We start from the raw sequence: 16,687 nt of genomic DNA, 5'->3' as shown, positions 1-16,687 counted from the left end.
GGCGGGAACTGGCCGGTCGCCGGGACCGCCGCGCACCGCGACCGTCCTGACGCACGGGGGCAGGGGGTCATGCGGCACCTCCCGCCGCCGGCTCCGCCTCCACCAGGCGGCGTGCACCTGTACCAGGACCCGCCGTACGTACGCCTCGGGGCGGCCGTCGCGGATGCGCCGCCACGTGGGCCGGCTCCTCGCCAGGGCCGTGCACAGCAGGTCCTCGGCGTGATCCCGGTCGCGGTGAGCATCCGGGCCGGGCGCAGCAACCGCGGCCCGCGAGGGGCCACGAACTCCTCGCGGTCCGACCGGTCCGCCCGGCCGCTCTCCTCGGGCCGAGCTGTCACACCCGTACGGGCCACCTCGTCTCCCTGACGAGACCCGGGAAGACACCCGCCTCGCGGACCACTCCCCCACGCCCCCGAACTTCGACGAGGTTGCTGCGTGCGGCCGCGTTGTGTGGTCTTGTACGAGAGGGAGGATGCCGTATGGACGTGGCCAGCGACGCGGTGCCGATCGCGGTGCTGCTCGACGAGCGCCGGCATCTGCTGGATGTCGCCCACCGCATGTCGGGCGGCCGCAGCGATGCGGAGAGCGTGATCGACGAGACCTATCGCCGGTGGTACGCGCTGTCCGACGCGGAGCGCGCGGCCATCACGTCGCCCCGTGCCTGGCTGTCGACGACCGCGGGCCGCATCTGCCTGGGCGAACCGTTCACGCCGGACGAGCACCGCGGCTCCGGGCACGACGGCCCGGAGGCGAGGTCCGGGTACGACGAACTCGCCGCCATCGCGCGTCGCCGGCTCCAGGCACAGCGCTCCGGTCCGTCGGCCCCGCTGGAGCACGACGCGGCCGTCCGCGCCGTCGGGGATGCCTGCACGGCGGGCGACGCCGGGTTGCTGGCGTCCGCGCTGTCACCCGACGCCATGGCCGTCTTCGACGGCGGCGGCAAGGTCCGGACACTGGTCCGATCCGTGCACGGCAGCGAGCAGGTCACCCGCAGCCTCCTGACGCTGCTGGGCCCCCATCCGCGCACCACCCTGACCGCCCAGTCCGTGAACAGCCGTACCGGACTCGTGGTGCGCTGCGACCGCACCGTGGCCGCGGTCATCAGCCTCGACGTCACCGACCGCCGCGTGGCGCAGGTCTGGGCCGTGCTCAACCCGGAGAAGCTGCGCCGCTGGAACCAGCACCCGGAGCGAACTCCGGGCGCCTGATCCGTCACGTAGGTGCGGGCCGTGTCGTCTCCCTGACGGGAACGTGATCGCGACGATGCGCCACCGCCCCCGGGCGCCCCTCCCGCAGCGCGGCGCCACCGACACGTGCAGACAGAATGGAATTCAAGCGTGACGACGATGCTCGACCGCTATTTCGAGATCGTGGACTCCGCCGACGGCGGCCACTCCCACCTGGACGACCTCAGGGACGTCTTCGCCGAGGACGTGCTGCTGATGCACAGCGGGGACATGGTCCAGGGCCGCGAGCCGGCCGTCGACCTCCACCGGACGCTGGCTGCCGAGTGGAAGGAGTCCACGCACCAGTGGACGGCTTCCGTGGCGGCGGACGGCTCCATCACGGGCACGTGGAGCCGGGCCGGACTGGACGTCCGGGGCAACGGTCGCTCCGGCAGCGGAGGGGTCTCCGTCTCCCTGGACCCGGACGGGCGGATCTCCCGGCTCCACCTGACGCTGACCGCCGGGTCGGACCGCGCCCGGGTGCTCATCGCCAAGCACCTGGAGGTCTGGATGACTCCGGACCCGGCCGGGCGTGCCGAGGCGATGGAGGGCATCTACACCGAGGACATCACGATCATGGAGCCCGACCAGGTCATCGTGGGCCGGGACGCCATCAACGCGTACATCACCGCCGTGCAGCGCCAGGCGCCACCGCTGAGCGGCCTCATCACGGGTCACTTGCAGAACCGGGAATTCATCCACTGGGCCTGGGACTTCGGCTTCCCGGGCGGCAAGTCGGCACTCGGATCGGAGATCCTCCAGCTCGACGGGGACCTGATCGAGAAGGTCGTCATCTTCAGCGCCGACATGGACGTCGTCACCGAGGGCCTGCGGTAGCGGCGCTCCGGCACCGGCCCGTGGAAGGCTCCGCGCACGCAGGGTGCGGGCGTGCGCGGAGCCGGCAGGCCCGTCCGACCCGCCCGCACGGCGATGGTTGCCGCCCCTCCCGGGGGACACGGCCCGCCCCGTGGGGCTGCGCACCGTGACCGGCGCCGTGGATGCCGTAGTGCCCCTTGGGGCGTATGGTCCGGTTATGGGACCAGAGCGGTGCTGGGGCCGCGGGGCTCTGCGGCACGGACGGACGGCTCGGCGGGCCCGGTACCGCCGGTGGCCTGCCCGCGTGTCCCGGCACGACGGCGACGGGGGCGAACGCGGTGACCCGGCATGACGTGAAACCGTTGACAGGCGGCATGCGGCGCTTCGCCGGCCTGTTCGAGGGTCTCGTCCGGGACACCGACACCGCGGTGGGCATGCTCTACGTGCTCGCGCCGGGGGAGCGGATGCTGGAGCTGGTGGCGTTGTCCGGCACGTCCCGGCGGATCGCCGCCCCGTGGGCACGGATCGCCCTGGACGACGCGGCCCCGGTGGCGCAGGCCGTGCGGGAGCGGTCGCTGGTGTGGGTGGGGAACTCCAAGGAACTGGCGGAACGCTTTCCCCGGGTCGCGCTGGTGGCGCCCTACGAGATCATGCTGGCGGCGGCGCCGATCATGGACGATGACGTGATGTGGGGTGGCGTGTGCCTGCTGTGGCCGATCTGGCACGCTCCGGTCCTGAGCCCCGGGGAACGGGACACGATCGGCATCTTCTGCGGCAGGTCGGGGCGGCTGCTGAGGCACTACTCGGACCGGGGCCACCCCGTCCTGGCCGGCGCGGACGCGCTGATCCTGCGGGCGGCGCGGCGTCGGGAGCCCGGACGGGCCGAGGCGCTGGCGGCGTACGACTTCGCCGAACGGCTGCCGACCGGGTGCTGTTCGCTGGACCTGGAGGGCCGGGTCAGGTTCCTCAACGCGGCGGCGGCCGACCTGCTGGGCGTCGGTGCCGCGGACCTGAAGGGCTCACGCCCGTGGGAACGGCTGTTCTGGCTGGACGGCCCGGCGTTCGAGGACGCGTACCGTGCCGCCGTCATCACCAAGCAGACCACCCGGTTCACCGCCCTGCGTCCACCGGACCAGTGGCTGTCCTTCCGGCTCCACCCGGGGCCCACCGGGATCAGCGTCAGCATCGTCGGCTCACCGCGGGAGCGGATGGACGCGGCGGAGGAGTCCGTGGTCCCTGCCGGCGTCCGCGGCCCGGTCGGCGCGTCGGCGATGTACCAGTTGATGTACCTGGCCGCGAGGCTCACGGAGGCGGTGGGCGTGCAGGACGTGGTCGACCAGGTCGCCGACCAGCTCATCCCGGCGTTCGAGGCCCAGGGCCTGGTCGTGCTCCTCGCCGAGGGCGGGCGCCTGCGCCTGGCCGGCCACCGCGGCTACACCGACGAGTTCATGGCCCGCATCGACGGAACGCCCCTGACCTCCGGCATCGTCACCGCCCAGGCGCTCACCCGCGCCACCCCGCTGTTCTTCTCCAGCTTCGCCGAACTGCACCGCGCCCACCCGGAGGCCCTGCGCTTCCGGCACAGGGACGCCTGGGCCTTCCTGCCGTTGATCACCTCGGGCCGCCCCGTCGGGCTGCTCGTCCTGTCCTACGACCGGCCCCGGCCCTTCCCGCAGTCCGAGCGCACCGTCCTCGTCGCGCTGGCCGGGCTCATCGCCCAGGCCATGGACCGCGCCCACCTCTACGACACCAAGCACCAACTCGCCCGCACCCTGCAGGCCGGCCTGCTGCCCAAGGAACTGCCCCGGGTACCCGGTCTCGACGTCGCCGCCCGCTACCTGCCGGCCGGTCACGGGAGCGACATCGGCGGTGACTTCTACGACCTCATCCACTGCGGACCCCACTGCGCGGCCGTCACCATCGGCGACGTCCAGGGCCACAACCTGCAGGCCGCCGCCCTGATGGGGCAGGTCCGCATCGCCGTGCACGCCTACGCCACCGCCCACTCCTCACCCGGCGACCTGCTGGCCCGGACCAACCGCCTGCTGTCCGACCTGGACCCGGGTCTGTTCACCAGCTGCCTGTTCGCCCACATCGACCTGCGGAGGCACGTCGCCCGGCTGGCCACCGCCGGTCACCCCCCGCCCCTGATCCGCCATCCCGACGGCCGCGCGGGGATCCTCGGACTCACGCCGGGCCTCCTGCTGGGCATCGCACCGGACGGCGACTACCCCACCACGGAGATCCCCCTGCCGCCGGGCACGATGCTGGCGATGTACACCGACGGACTCGTCGAATCCCCCGGCGCAGACGCCGAATTGGCCGCGGCCGACCTGGTGCAGTACCTGGTGGCGGCGGCCGACCAGGGCGTGGACGCCGTCGCGGACAGTCTCCTCGAACACGCCCTGCGGACCGCCCCCGGTACGGACGACACGGCACTGCTGATCGCCGCCCCCTCACCGGCGAACGGAGGACAAGGCCCATGACCGCTTGGCGAAGCGAGAGGATACGCGGCGCGAGGGCGGGGCGATGACGGCCGCCGGCTCCCGCGACTACGACGCGGTCGTCGTCGGGGGCGGCCACAACGGCCTGGTGGCGGCCCTGTACCTGGCGCGGGCGGGCTGGTCGGTGGCCGTGCTGGAGCGCAACGCCGCCGTGGGCGGTGCGATCGCCGGTGGCGAGGTGACGCTGCCCGGGTTCGTGCACGACCTGTACTCCACCAACCAGAACCTCTTCCTCGGCTCCCGGGCGTACGCCGACTTCGGCACCGAACTGGCGCGCCACGGGCTGCGGTTCCGCACCACGGACCGCCCCTACGCCAACGTCTTCCCCGAGGGCCGCAGCGTCCGGGTGTACGGCGACTGCGCGCGCACGATGGAGCAGCTCGCGGCCCACGACGCCGGGGGACGCCGACGGCTTCGCCGGCCTGTACCGCGAGTATCAGCGTTTCGCGCCGTACCTGTTCGCGCTCTACGGATCCGCGCTGCCGTCGCGGTCGGCGGCACGCCAGGTGCTGAGCCTGCTGCGCCACCACGGCGTGCGGGGCGCGGGCGACCTCGCGCACACGCTGCTCATGAGCACCCGCGAGCTGGGCGGGGTCTGGTTCGCCACGCCCGAGGCGCAGGCGATGGCGGCCTGCTGGGGCATGCACCTGGACTTCGCCCCCGACGTGTCCGGAGGAGCGATGTTCCCCCTCCTGGAACTCTTCGCGGACATGGAGAACGGCATGTCGGTCGTCGAGGGCGGCGCGCAGCGGCTGCCGCAGGCGCTCGCGGCGGTCCTCGTCGACCACGGCGGCGAGGTCCGCACCGGTGTCGAGGTCGAGCGCGTGCTGTGCCGTGACGGACGGGCCGTCGGGGTGCGTACGGCGGAGGGCGGCACGATCACCGCACGGCGCGCGGTGATCGCCAACACCGCTCCGGCCGCGCTGTACCGGCACCTGCTGGAACCCGAGGACGTGCCGGAGCGGGTGCGCCGTACGGCGGACCGCTTCCTGTACGGCCCGGGCACGCTGATGCTGCACCTCGCGCTCGACGGCCGGCTGCCGTGGGCGGCGGGGGAGGAGCTGGCCGGTTTCGGGTACGTCCATGTCGCGCCGTACGTCGACGACTTGGCGCGCACCTACACCGAGTCCCAGGCGGGGCTGCTGCCCGCGGACCCCCTGCTGATCGTCGGGCAGACCTCGGCCGTGGACCCGACACGCGCCCCCGCGGGCCGCCACGTCGTGTGGATCCAGGTCCGGACGATGCCCACCCGCATCCGTGGTGACGCGGCGGGCACGATCCGGCAGACCCACTGGCCGGACGTCGCCGAGGCGATGACGGACCGGGTGCTGGACAAGCTGGAGCGCTACGCGCCCGGCAGCCGGGCGCGGATCGCCCACGTCACCGCGTACACCCCGCAGGACCTGGAAGCGGCCGATCCCAACCTGGTGGGCGGGGACAGCACCGGGGGCAGCCACCATCTGGCGCAGAACTTCCTGTTCCGGCCGATGCCCGGGCACGGCGGATACCGCACGGCGGTCCCCGGCCTGTACCTGACCGGTGCCGCGACCTGGCCGGGCGCGGGGAACAACGCCACGTCGGGCCTGCTCGCCGCCCGCCGGGTGCTGAAGGACGCCCGGCGGCGGGTGGGACACCGCCGTGCCCGTACTGACTCAGCGGTGCCCGCGCCGTAGCGGCCGGCAGCCGCACTCCTCGGCCTGCGGTGTGCTCAGGGCGCTGTGGAGGCCGTGCAGAGCGGCGTCCAGGCGGGCCGGTCCCGGAAGGCGGGGCAGGTCGAGGGGCGGGGGCGGGGTGACGGTGGCGGCCGAGGCGGCGAGGGCGTCGAAGGCACGCTGGACGCGGGCGGCGTCGTCGGGGCCGGGCCGCGCTTGCGGGGGCAGCGGGCGGGTGGTGGAGATGGCCAGGTAGCCGAGTTGCTGAGTGGCGGCGATGGCGGGCCAGAGCCGGGCGAGTTCGCAGGGGGCGGGGCGGTCGCCGGCGGCGCTGTCGGCGACCGCCCGGAGGTTGATCAGGTCGGTGCGCAGGCGGTGCCGGGCCCTCGCGGCGGCGCTGTGCCCGGCGTCGTCGCCCGCGCTGAGGTTCAGGTGCCAGGTCGTGCCTTCCGCACGGATGACGTGGGCGAGGGCGCTGGGGAGCCGGACGGTCGAGGTGCGCCGCCAGAGCGTGAGCCCCGCGGCCACGCCGACCGCACAACCGCACACCGTGTCGAGGAGGCGGGCGGTGACGAGTTGGCTCACGGGCAACGCCGGCTGCGCGGCCTCGGTCAGGAACAGCGACAGGGGGGTGATGAAGGCGACGCCGAGGGCGTAGTTGTGGGCCAGGACGGCTTCCGCGGCGAACTGGGCGAGCATCACGGCCGCGACCAGCGCGGGCGGGCCGGGGTGGAGGGCCAGGACGGCGCCGCCGAGCAGGACCCCGGCGGCGGTGCCGGTGCCGCGTTGCAGACCGCGCCGGATCACGGTGGTGACGTTGGCGCCCTGCAGGACGACGATGGCGGCGCCGGAGGCCCAGTAGGGCTGCGCGAGTCCGCACGCGTGGGCGAGCCAGCCCGCGATGACGGCGCCCGATCCGACGCGCAGCGCGGCGGGCAGGACCAGCGAGTGCCGCTTCCTGGCCGAGGCGAGCAGCCGTGTGGCGCTGGACGGGTCGAGGAGTTCCCCCTCGCCGTCCGGCGGCGCCCCCGACGCGGCATCGCGTACCGCCTGCTCGACCTCGCCGCGCACCGCGCGACGCGCGGCCGGCTCCCCGCCGGGCCCGTGGGCCGGGGGCGGCGGGGGCGTACGCCGGTGGCGGAGGCAGCCGGCGGTGCGGCGCAGCGCTGCGGCGAGGTCGCCGGGGAGCGGCGCAGGGGACGTGGCGGCGGCGCGGACGGCGGCGGCGAACACGTGGTGGGCCTGCCGCACGGCCGGTCGCAGCCGTGCCCGCCCGGTCGCCCGGCCCAGGGGCTGGGGCGGCGCCGCGACGGCGTACCAGGCGGTGCGCAGTGCGAGGGCCGCCTGGTGCTGGGCGGCGTCCTGGCGGGGGCCGCCGATCGCGTCGAGGTAGGCGGCGAGCTGGTCGTAGGCGTCGGCGACCGCCGTGGTCTCCGGCCCGTGGCGGTCGATCAGGCATCCCGACATCGAGACCAGCCAGGCGCAGGTGGCACCGGCCACGGTGAGCGTGACCCGCTGCCCGATTGCCGCCGCGTCGACGGGCAGGGGGGTGGACATGGCGCAGGCGAGGGCGAACAGGTAGCCACCCGGTGGCCCGATCCGCAGCGCGTCGCAGACGTAGGTGGCGACCGCGCCGACGAGGCCGATCACGACGGGCGCGAGCCAGGTCCTGCCCCCGGCCAGCGACCCGGCGGCGACGGAGAGTACGAACCCTGCGGCCACCCCGGCCAGGAGCACCGCCCGCCGGCCGTAGGGCTCCTTCGCACCGTAGACGGCGGTGAAGGCACCCATGGTGGCGGTCAGCCCCCACGACAGGTGGCCCGTGGCGGCCCCGGCGGTCAGGGGGATGCCCATGCTCACCGCGGCGCGCAGCCCGGCGGCGTACCGGTAGCCGGGCCCGCCGCCGGGGCGCAGGGCGTCGTGCAGGAGGCCACCGGCACGGCCGGCCGAGAAGTGGGGCAACCTCATGGCCTCCGAACGTCCGAACGGCGATGGAACCCGTGCCCGCCCGCGCCGTGGGACGAGTCCTACCAGAGCGCCCGGCGTGTCCCGGGGAGGGAGCCGCCCGGCGCGTCCGGCTGCGGCGGGCCGCCGGTGAGGCGGCACGCGGGCGGGGTCAGACGAGGGCCGGGTAGTCGGTGTAGCCCCGCCCGTCGCCGTAGTAGCTCGCCGGCTCGGGGGTGTTGTACGGGCCCTGGGCCCTGATGCGGGTGATGACTCCGGTGAGGAGATCCAGCTGACGGCGTGACGGGCCGCGCCCCGTCGCCGCTACCGCTCCAGCGCCTGGCCCCCGACGCCGCCCGTGACGGCGGCACGCAGCGGGACGCCGCGGAAGGCCTGGATGAGGACGATCACGGCGCCGGCCGTGATGCACTGATCGGCGAGGTTGAAGATCCCGGAATCGCCGATCTGGATGAAGTCCAGCACGGCTCCCCGGCCGAACCCGGGGGTGCGGAAGACGCGGTCGGCGAGGTTCCCGCCGGCACCCGCGAAGATCAGCCCGAGGCCGACCGCCCAGCCCGTGGAGCGTACGGAGCCGGCGACCCGCGCGATGGCCACGAGCGCGACGACCGCCACGAGGGTGAAGACCAGGGTCGCGCGGGGAGCGAAGGAGCCGGCCGCCCCGGAGTTCCGGAAGGCGGTGAAGGTCACCGTGCCACCCAGGGCGTGCCGTGGTTCGTGGCCCTCGACGACCACCGCGGCGATCGCCTTCGTGACCTGGTCCACGGCGAATCCGGCCGCCGCAACCGTCCACAGCAGATACGCCCGCCGCACCGCCCACCTCCTGATCGCTGGTGACTGCACCGAGCGTACGCGCAGCCTCCGGCGGCGCGGCGGGCGCCCGGAGCGGGGTTCGGTATCACTCGATACGGTCTCGAACGAGCAGATGGCTGGTAATGTGCGTACATGACTGCCGACGCCCCTCGTGGAACCAGCGCCCCGCGTGCGACCGACCGACCCGGGGACACCTCCCCGTTCGCCCTGGGGCTGCTGCTGCGCCGCGCGCACTGGCGCGCGGGCGCGGTGATGGGGGAGGCGCTCCGGCCGCTCGGCATCGAGGTGCGGCACTTCGCGGTGCTGATGGTGCTGGTCGACCGCGGACCCACGGTGCAGCGGGACCTGGCCGCGGCGACCGGGTCGGACAAGGCGGGGATCATGCGGGTCGTGGACGACCTGGAGCGCAAGGGGCTCGCCGTGCGCAAAGGCGTTCCGGGGGACAGGAGGGTGCGGGCGGTGGAGATCACGCCCGCCGGCGTCGAGCTGTTCGACGCGGCCCACGTGGCGGCGGTGCCCCTGGCCGAGCATCTGGTCGCCGAACTGGCTCCCGGTGAGCCCGAGCGGTTGAAGGACCTGCTGACCCGGTTCGCCTATCCCGAAGGTGGCGAGGCGTAAGCCTGTCGTAGCGAAGACCGTCCAGCCGTGTGGTGCGCCCGCCACGCGGCTCTCGTCGTTCCCCCGCGGATGGTGCCGGCGCCGGCGGCGAGACATGGTCAGCATTAGTCGCACACGAGACGGTATTGAGTGATACCGTCGTAGGTGTAACGGCCGGGTTCCGTGAGGAGATCGAGGCCGCCGGCGCCGAGGTGTACCTCTACCCCGGCGGCGAGCAGCCGCTCCCCGATCCGCCGACATCAGTCACGTTGCTGGAGGGGCTCGCCCGTAGTGCCGTCGGCCTGCTGCCCGCGGTGCTCGCCGAACTGCGCCGCATCCGGCCGCACCTGATCGTCCACGACAACGCCTGCCTGTGGGGCGCGGTCGCCGCCCGTGAACTCGGCGTGCCCGCCGCCTCGTCGTTCACCACCTTCGCGTTCAACCGGGACGTGCCGAGCCCCACCCGCGGCTCCTGGGACCTGCTGACCGCCGCGGCGGCCCACCCACGCGGCGTCCGGGGCTATCTGCGGTCACGCCAGGACCTGCGCCACCACTACGACACCCACGGACTGCCCCCGATCGACCTGGGCAACCTCCGCCAGCCGCTCAACCTCGTTTTCACCTCACGCGCGTTCCAGCCCCAGGCCGAACGCTTCGACGGGACCTACTGGTTCGTCGGTCCCAGCATCGGCGCCCGCCCGGCCGACCCCACCTTCCCCACCGACCGGCTGCGGGACCCCGTGGTGTACGCGTCGCTGGGCACGGTGTTCAACGCCGACCCGCACCTGCTGCGCACCCTCGCCACCGCGCTGGCGGCACTGGGGGGCACCGCCGTCGTCTCCGCCGGACGCACCGACCCCGTCGCGCTGGGCCCGTTGCCGTCCAACGTGCTCGTCCGTCCCTTCGTCCCGCAACCCGAGGTGCTGGCCCGCTCCGCGCTGTTCGTCACCCACGGCGGATGAACAGCGTCAACGAGGCCCTGTACGCCGGGGTTCCGATGCTCGTGGTCCCACAGGGAGCCGACCAGCCGATGGTGGCCCGTCGCGTCGAGGAACTTGGCGCCGGACTGTCGATCCCCACCCGGGAGGTCACCGAGAACGCGGTACGTGCCCGGGCGGGACGCCTCGTCCAGGACCCCCGCTTCAGGGCTGCCGCGGCCGCCCTGCGGACCGCCCAGCGGGCGGCCGGCGGACACCTGGGTGCGGCCGACGCACTCGAGCGGTACCTGCGGGCCGCGGGTTCCGCCGACCGGTCACCGGTCCACGCCCACGTGCGGGGGCGAGGCTGAACCATGTCGCTCGCCGCCATGATCCTGCTGGCCTTTGCCGGGGTGTCCAAAGCCGCCGGGCGCATCCTGCCCCTGGCGGTGGGCCGGCCGGGCATGCCGCGCACCCTCGTGGCGGGATCACTGATCGGCGGTGGCCTCATCGAAGCCGCCGTGCTCGCGGTGTGGCCGCAGAGCGCGGCCACGCTGGCCGAACTGGCACTGTCCGCTCCACCGCCGGGCGCCGGACCGGTGTGGACGCCGGGCCTGGCGGCCCCGCTGCTGCTCGCCGGCGTCCTCGCGTTCCCCTGGCCCGGGCCCATGCTTCACCTGCTGCTCTTCTTCGGGGTCGGGGCCGGGCTGGCCGACCGGCTCGCCACCGCCGCCGGCCTGGGCTGGTGGGCCGCCGCCGGTTGCGTGGCCCTCGCGGGGGCCGGGCTGGGTGTGACGGTCGAGGCCGTCCGACGCCTGGTCGTGCGGATCAGCACGACCGAACTGTTGGAGGCGCAGACATGAACGGGTACCTGATGTGGGCGTTCGCGGTCGGCACGGCGCTGATCGCCGAAGCGCTGCTGGCCCGTTACGAGGTGCTGGCCTACGGTGCGCACTGGCGTGCCCCCGTCACCGCACTCCCGGACGGCGTTCCCTACGCACGCGGCGCGGCTCCCGACGGCCACCCCGACGCGTACCTCGTCTACCTGGACGGCATCGGCAAACGCCGCGTCCGCGACACCCGTGACGGCGGCCGGCTCGTCGCGGCCCTCATCGCCAGGGCGCCGGAACTGCGGGTACTGGGTCAGGTCCAGCCCTACTCGCCCCTCGCGGAGCCCCTTGCCGAGCGGCCGGTCTGGGCGTGGCTGCGCCGCCGCGTCGCACTGTTGCTGTTCCTGCACAACGTCGTGCAGATCTTCGTCGCCGCCGACCACCGCTACCGCCCCCTGTACAACCGGGCCGTCGGTCGCCAGATCGCCACCCAGCTCCGGCTCGCCGGCTACCCGCCCGGCAGCGGCACCCCCGTGGTGCTCCTCAGCTACAGCGGCGGGGCCCAGGTCGCCACTGGTGCGGTCGACGAACTGCACGCCCAACTGCACGCGCCACTTGTGCTGATCACGCTGGGCGGGTTCCACAACGGCGCCAACGACCTCACCCATGCCGAGCACCTGCACCGGCTGACGAGCGCGAGCGACCGCATCGAAAGGCTCGGCACCTGGATCTTCCCCCAGCGTTGGCCGCTGGTCCGCGGCAGTGGCTGGAACCGGGCCCGCCGTGCCGGAAAGATCAGCGTGCACCGGCTCGACCCGGCCACGCACGTCGGACCGCTCGGCTACATCAGCCCCACCGCACGGTCGTCCGAAGGCCGCAGTCACCTCGACCGCACCGCCGACACCGTGATCGCGGCCGTGCGCGCCCACCATGTGACGGAGCCATGAGCGACGGCGCCGGCCGCCGTGCCCGGAGGAGCAACACCAGGACCAGGATCCTCACGCCGCGCTCGAACTCTTCGCCGCCAAGGGGTACTCGGGCACCACGTTGCGCGCGATCGCCGGGCGCGCCGAGGTGGACCCCGCGATGATCCGCTCCTTCTTCGACGGCAAGGACGCCCTCTTCCGGCACGCGGTTTCCTCCCGCATCGACCTGTCCACCCTCTTCGACGGGCCCACGGCCGAGGAGGCGCAAGCCGCTCCCATGAGCCGGGGGGAGCGGATGGCCCGGACGTTCCTCCCCGTCTGGGAGGACGAGTCGACCCGCCCGGCACTGGTCGCGGTGTACCGGACCGGCATGTCGGACGGGCCGATCGCCAGGACGCTCCGCGACCGTGTCCAAGCGGCCCTCGCCTCGTGCATGGGCCGGATCGCCCCAGAGGAGACCTAGCGGTCACCGATGTTCACGTCCTCGGTGTCCGCCCAACTGACCGGCCTGGTCATGCTGCGCTACGTCTTCCCGGCGGAACCGCTGGCCTCACTGGACGTCGAGGAGCTGACGAAGCTGTTCGCCCTCGCCCTCTCCGTCGACGTTCCCCGGGCCCCGCAGCAGGGGGTGTCGGCGCGTCACGAGCGCGGAACGAGTTATTCCCGCCAGTAGCAGGTGCTCGCGACGTGCACCCGGGCTATCACAAACCGCGTTCACCGAGATCCCGAAATTCTCCCGACGCCTCGCCCCGGCCTTCGGGCAATGGCGGCCGAATTTCCCGTTGCTCAAAGGGAAATGTCCGCTCCCGCGGGACGCCGACCCCCGAGGCGCGTTTTTCCCGGCACCTTGACGGGCGACCTGACTTCTTATGGGATTGGCGCCTCTGTCCTGGAACGACGTGAAGGGATGCTCGTGAGAACCAGATCCTTATCGATCGCTGCAGTCGGTGCCCTCATCCTGTCCGGTGCGGCCGTCGCACCCATGGCCCAGGCCCGCGACGCGGGCACGGCCGCCGCCGGAGCGGACACCGTCAAGGTGTACCGCGCGGAAGTGACGAAGAGCCAGATCCCGTTGCTGCTCCAGGCCGGCCAGGACGCGCAGGAGCTGAGCGAGCGGCCGCCGGCGCAGGGCACGACCTCGGTCGAGGTGTACCTCACCGGCGATCAGGCGGAGGAACTGCGGCGCGAGGGCGTGCGGCTCACCGAGCACACGCTCGGCGCCAAGGCCGAGGCGCGGGTGCAGAACGCGGCCGACAAGGTGTTCCGCCCCTACAGCGGCAAGGGCGGCATCAAGGAGGAGATCCTCGCCACCAACCGCGCGAACCCCGGGCTGACGAAGGTCGTCTCGATCGGCAAGACCACGCGCGGGCAGGACATCCTCGCCCTCAAAGTCACCAAGGACGCCGCGAAGTCCAAGGACGGCTCGAAGCCCTCCGTGCTGTACATGTCCAACCAGCACGCACGCGAGTGGATCACGCCGGAGATGACCCGCCGGCTGATGCACCACTACCTGGACAACTACCGCACCGACAAGCGGATCAAGAAGCTCGTCGACTCCACCGAGCTGTGGTTCCTGATATCCGCGAACCCCGACGGCTACGACTACACCTTCCAGAGCGACGACACCCGCCTGTGGCGCAAGAACCTGCGGGACAACAACGGCGACGGCGTCATATCCGCGGGCGACGGCGTCGACCTGAACCGTAACTTCGCTTACAAGTGGGGCTACGACAACGAGGGTTCGTCGCCGAACCCGGCCAGCGAGACCTACCGCGGTGCCGGCCCGAACTCCGAGCCGGAGACGCGGGCGCTGGACGCGTTCCAGAAGCGCATCGACTTCACGTACGGCATCAACTACCACTCCGCCGCCGAGCTGCTGCTCTACGGGGTCGGCTGGCAGGTGGCCACGGACACCCCCGACGACGTCCTGTACAAGGCGCTGGCCGGCACGCCGGACAACTCCGCCATCCCCGGCTACCACCCGCAGGTGTCGTCCGAGCTGTACACCACCAACGGCGAGGCCGACGGTCACGCGTCCAACGTGAACGGCCTGGCGATGTTCACGCCCGAGATGTCGACGTGCCAGACCGCGTCCGACATCGACCCGGACGACCAGTGGGTGGCCTCCGACTGCCAGTCGGGGTTCAACTTCCCCGACGACGAGAAGCTGATCGAGCAGGAGTTCGAGAAGAACGTCCCGTTCGCGCTCTCCGTGGCCGAGACGGCCTCCCACCCCGACGTCCCCTCCTCCTCCGTGGGCCTGGACGCCGCCGACTTCACCCCGGGGTCCTTCACCACCTCCTACGCGCGCGGCAACGACCAGGAGGTCTCGGTCGTCGCCCGAAAGTCGCTGCGCGACAGGGAGCTCAACTACCGCGTCAACGGCGGCCGCACGAAGGACGAGGCGCTGCGCTCCTGGCGGGGTGGCGAGACCTACGGCGGTGAGGACGACCTCTACTTCGACGAATACCGTGCGAAGGTCCGCGCCGGGGACGTCGGCGACAAGGTCGAGGTGTGGTTCACCGCCCGGGCCAGGAGCGGCAAGAAGGTCTCCAGCGACCACTTCACCTACACCGTGGCCGCCCGTCCCTCGGCCGACACCCTCGTCGTCGCCGAGGAAGGCGCACCCGCCACGCAGACCAAGGCGTACGTCGACGCCCTGAAGGCGAACGGCCACCGCGCGGCGGTGTGGGACGTCGCCACCCAAGGCGCGCCCGACGCGCTCGGGGTCCTCGCGCACTTCCGCACCGTCGTGCACTACACGGGCGCGGCCCTGCCGGGCAACCCCACCCAGCTCGAACTGCGCGCCTACCTCAACGAGGGCGGCAAGCTGATCGAGGCGGGCGAACGGGCGGGCGGCAACGTGGCCCTGGCCGACGGCACCCCCTCGAACGACTTCAGCCAGTACTACCTGGGCGCGTACTCGCGCACGTCGACCACCGGGGCCACCGGCTTCGGCGGCACGGGCGCACTGGCCGGCTTCACCGGTCCGCTCGGTGCCGCCACCGGCAACCCGCTGGACACCGCGGGCACCTACCGGGTGACATCCGACTGGCTGGCACCCGCCACCTTCCCGAAGTTCGCGAGCAAGGGAGCCGGCCGCTACACCGGGTCCGTCGGCTCGGACGCGCCCTACGCGGGCTCGTACATGGCGGCCGCCGTCCACACCGACGACGCCTACAACCGGCTCACCCGGACGATCGACCTCACCGGCGTGAGCGCGGCCGACTCGCCCACACTCCGCTCCCGCCTGCTGTGGAGCACCGAACCCGGCTACGACAACGCGATCCTGGAGGCGCACACCGTCGGAGCGGACGACTGGACCACCCTCCCCGAGGCGGGCGGCGCCACCAGCACCACCGTGCCCACCGAGTGCGAGGCCGGGTTCTACATCGGCGAGCACCCGTGGCTGACGCACTACCTGACCCCGGGCGCGGACGGCTGCACGGCGACCGGCACCTCGGGCGCCTGGAACAGCTTCACGGGCGCGTCCCAGGGCTGGCAGCCGGTGAACTTCGACCTGAGCGCCTACGCGGGCAAGAAGGTCGAGGTCTCGCTCAGCTACGTCACCGACCCGGGCTCCGGCGGCCAGGGCGTCCAGGCCGACGAGACCTCGCTGGTCATCGGCGGCGCGGTCACCGAGACCGAGGGCTTCGAGACCTCCCTCGGCCCCTGGACCGTCACCGGCCCGCCCGCGGGCAGCCCGCCGGCCCAGCGCGACTGGGTGCGCACCGGCCCGCTGACGCAGGGCGCCGTCACCACGGACGACACCGTGCTGCTCGGCTTCGGGCTCGAGCACGTCACCTCGGCGTCCGACCGCGCGACACTGGTCCGTCAGGCACTCAAGGCACTCCGCCGATGACGCCCGGGCGTCCTCCAGGACCGAGCGTGGCGGACGCCGGTCGCTGAACCAGGCGGCCCGTACCCCCCCTGTGGGTACGGGCCGCCTTTTGCTTCGTCGGCACGCGGTGCGGGCGATATCCATGATCGAGCCATTGCGCGGCAATTCGGAAGCAAAAAGCGAACGCTTAGTAAGTGGCTGCTGCACGTGTGTCGTCCGGGATTGACGGCCCGCGATCCGAACGCGCCACCGCCTGCCGCCGTTCGGGCTGGTCACCCCGGGTTCGGGAACCGTCGGTGGGCCTGGCAGGATGAGGAGCCGGCTGGCGCGAATCCGGAAATTCCTTCTGTATGAGCGTGAGCAGGGATAGGTTCACCAAAAAGTAGTGAGGGAAGTCTTGTGAGGAATCGAGTCCAGCGACTGGCGCTCCCGCTCTCCGCGACCTTGACGGCGGTCGTGGTCGCCGGCTGCGGTTCGGGAGGGTCGGACGGCGAGGCCTCCGGGAAGTCCCTCACGATGGGGATCACGGACAAGGTGACGGCGGTCGATCCGGCCGCCGGTTACGACGTCGGCTCCTGGATCGTGTTCAACAACGTCTTCCAG

The 16,687-nt window shown here is 72.9% G+C and carries 12 protein-coding genes and 3 pseudogenes; 13 read left to right on the top strand and 2 right to left on the bottom strand.

Annotation, left to right across the window (positions count from 1 at the left end; genetic code table 11):
• The first annotated feature begins 479 nt into the window (after positions 1 to 479).
• The 5 genes and pseudogenes from ABZ312_RS30455 to ABZ312_RS30435 all read left to right on the top strand — a co-directional run bounded on the left by ABZ312_RS30455 (position 480) and on the right by ABZ312_RS30435 (position 6,219).
• A complete protein-coding gene (locus tag ABZ312_RS30455; RefSeq protein ID WP_500439184.1) occupies positions 480 to 1,208 on the top strand; it encodes a sigma-70 family RNA polymerase sigma factor family protein in 729 nt (242 codons plus the stop codon).
• 129 nt (positions 1,209 to 1,337) lie between these two features.
• Positions 1,338 to 2,063, top strand: a complete 726-nt coding sequence (locus ABZ312_RS30450; protein WP_500439183.1) for a hypothetical protein — start codon at positions 1,338 to 1,340, stop codon at positions 2,061 to 2,063.
• 332 nt (positions 2,064 to 2,395) lie between these two features.
• Complete coding sequence (locus ABZ312_RS30445; RefSeq protein WP_500323696.1) at positions 2,396 to 4,528, top strand: SpoIIE family protein phosphatase; 2,133 nt, start codon at positions 2,396 to 2,398, stop codon at positions 4,526 to 4,528.
• A 43-nt stretch (positions 4,529 to 4,571) separates the two neighbouring features.
• Positions 4,572 to 4,877 (top strand): annotated as a pseudogene (locus tag ABZ312_RS30440) (FAD-dependent oxidoreductase); the annotation flags it as partial.
• 175 nt (positions 4,878 to 5,052) lie between these two features.
• On the top strand, positions 5,053 to 6,219 hold the full coding sequence (locus ABZ312_RS30435) for a phytoene desaturase family protein (protein WP_500439182.1): 1,167 nt from the start codon (positions 5,053 to 5,055) through the stop codon (positions 6,217 to 6,219).
• Here ABZ312_RS30435 and ABZ312_RS30430 read toward each other — a convergent pair.
• Together ABZ312_RS30430 and ABZ312_RS30425 are read right to left on the bottom strand one after the other, a co-directional pair.
• Complete coding sequence (locus tag ABZ312_RS30430; RefSeq protein ID WP_500439181.1) at positions 6,199 to 8,166, bottom strand: FUSC family protein; 1,968 nt, start codon at positions 8,164 to 8,166, stop codon at positions 6,199 to 6,201. The two genes, ABZ312_RS30435 and ABZ312_RS30430, sit on opposite strands and share 21 nt — an antisense overlap.
• Before the next feature lie 300 nt (positions 8,167 to 8,466).
• On the bottom strand, positions 8,467 to 8,973 hold the full coding sequence (locus tag ABZ312_RS30425; protein WP_500323699.1) for a signal peptidase II: 507 nt from the start codon (positions 8,971 to 8,973) through the stop codon (positions 8,467 to 8,469).
• A gap of 132 nt (positions 8,974 to 9,105) precedes the next feature.
• Between ABZ312_RS30425 and ABZ312_RS30420 the strand changes: the two genes are divergently transcribed.
• The 8 genes and pseudogenes from ABZ312_RS30420 to ABZ312_RS30385 form a co-directional block, all read left to right on the top strand.
• Complete coding sequence (locus tag ABZ312_RS30420) at positions 9,106 to 9,591, top strand: MarR family winged helix-turn-helix transcriptional regulator (RefSeq protein WP_500323700.1); 486 nt, start codon at positions 9,106 to 9,108, stop codon at positions 9,589 to 9,591.
• A gap of 125 nt (positions 9,592 to 9,716) precedes the next feature.
• Complete coding sequence (locus tag ABZ312_RS30415; RefSeq protein ID WP_500439180.1) at positions 9,717 to 10,532, top strand: glycosyltransferase; 816 nt, start codon at positions 9,717 to 9,719, stop codon at positions 10,530 to 10,532.
• Positions 10,529 to 10,858: a nucleotide disphospho-sugar-binding domain-containing protein gene (locus tag ABZ312_RS30410; RefSeq protein WP_500439179.1), complete on the top strand. Its 330-nt coding sequence runs from the start codon at positions 10,529 to 10,531 to the stop codon at positions 10,856 to 10,858. The genes ABZ312_RS30415 and ABZ312_RS30410 overlap by 4 nt, the downstream gene beginning before the upstream one ends.
• A gap of 3 nt (positions 10,859 to 10,861) precedes the next feature.
• The gene (locus ABZ312_RS30405; RefSeq protein ID WP_500323702.1) at positions 10,862 to 11,350 is read left to right on the top strand and encodes a hypothetical protein; all 489 of its coding nucleotides are present in this window, start codon (positions 10,862 to 10,864) and stop codon (positions 11,348 to 11,350) included.
• Entirely contained in the window at positions 11,347 to 12,264 is a 918-nt protein-coding gene (locus tag ABZ312_RS30400) for a hypothetical protein (RefSeq protein WP_500439178.1), read from the top strand. The genes ABZ312_RS30405 and ABZ312_RS30400 overlap by 4 nt, the downstream gene beginning before the upstream one ends.
• Positions 12,265 to 12,328: 64 nt before the next feature.
• Positions 12,329 to 12,916 (top strand): annotated as a pseudogene (locus ABZ312_RS30395) (TetR/AcrR family transcriptional regulator); the annotation flags it as partial.
• A 240-nt stretch (positions 12,917 to 13,156) separates the two neighbouring features.
• Complete coding sequence (locus ABZ312_RS30390) at positions 13,157 to 16,105, top strand: M14 family metallopeptidase (protein ID WP_500439177.1); 2,949 nt, start codon at positions 13,157 to 13,159, stop codon at positions 16,103 to 16,105.
• A 378-nt stretch (positions 16,106 to 16,483) separates the two neighbouring features.
• Positions 16,484 to 16,687: pseudogene (locus ABZ312_RS30385) on the top strand (ABC transporter substrate-binding protein); the annotation flags it as partial.

Origin of the sequence: Streptomyces sp. NPDC006207, assembly GCF_040613835.1 — a bacterium.
Lineage (GTDB): Bacteria > Actinomycetota > Actinomycetes > Streptomycetales > Streptomycetaceae > Actinacidiphila.
This window is presented reverse-complemented; position numbering and strand designations above follow the sequence as displayed.

Coding starts and splice junctions, on each gene's coding strand:
- ABZ312_RS30455 (WP_500439184.1), top strand. CDS start 480: ATGGACGTGGCCAGCGACGCGGTGCCGATCGCGGTGCTGCTCGACGAG.
- ABZ312_RS30430 (WP_500439181.1), bottom strand. CDS start 8,166: ATGAGGTTGCCCCACTTCTCGGCCGGCCGTGCCGGTGGCCTCCTGCAC.
- ABZ312_RS30420 (WP_500323700.1), top strand. CDS start 9,106: ATGACTGCCGACGCCCCTCGTGGAACCAGCGCCCCGCGTGCGACCGAC.
- ABZ312_RS30410 (WP_500439179.1), top strand. CDS start 10,529: ATGAACAGCGTCAACGAGGCCCTGTACGCCGGGGTTCCGATGCTCGTG.
- ABZ312_RS30405 (WP_500323702.1), top strand. CDS start 10,862: ATGTCGCTCGCCGCCATGATCCTGCTGGCCTTTGCCGGGGTGTCCAAA.
- ABZ312_RS30400 (WP_500439178.1), top strand. CDS start 11,347: ATGAACGGGTACCTGATGTGGGCGTTCGCGGTCGGCACGGCGCTGATC.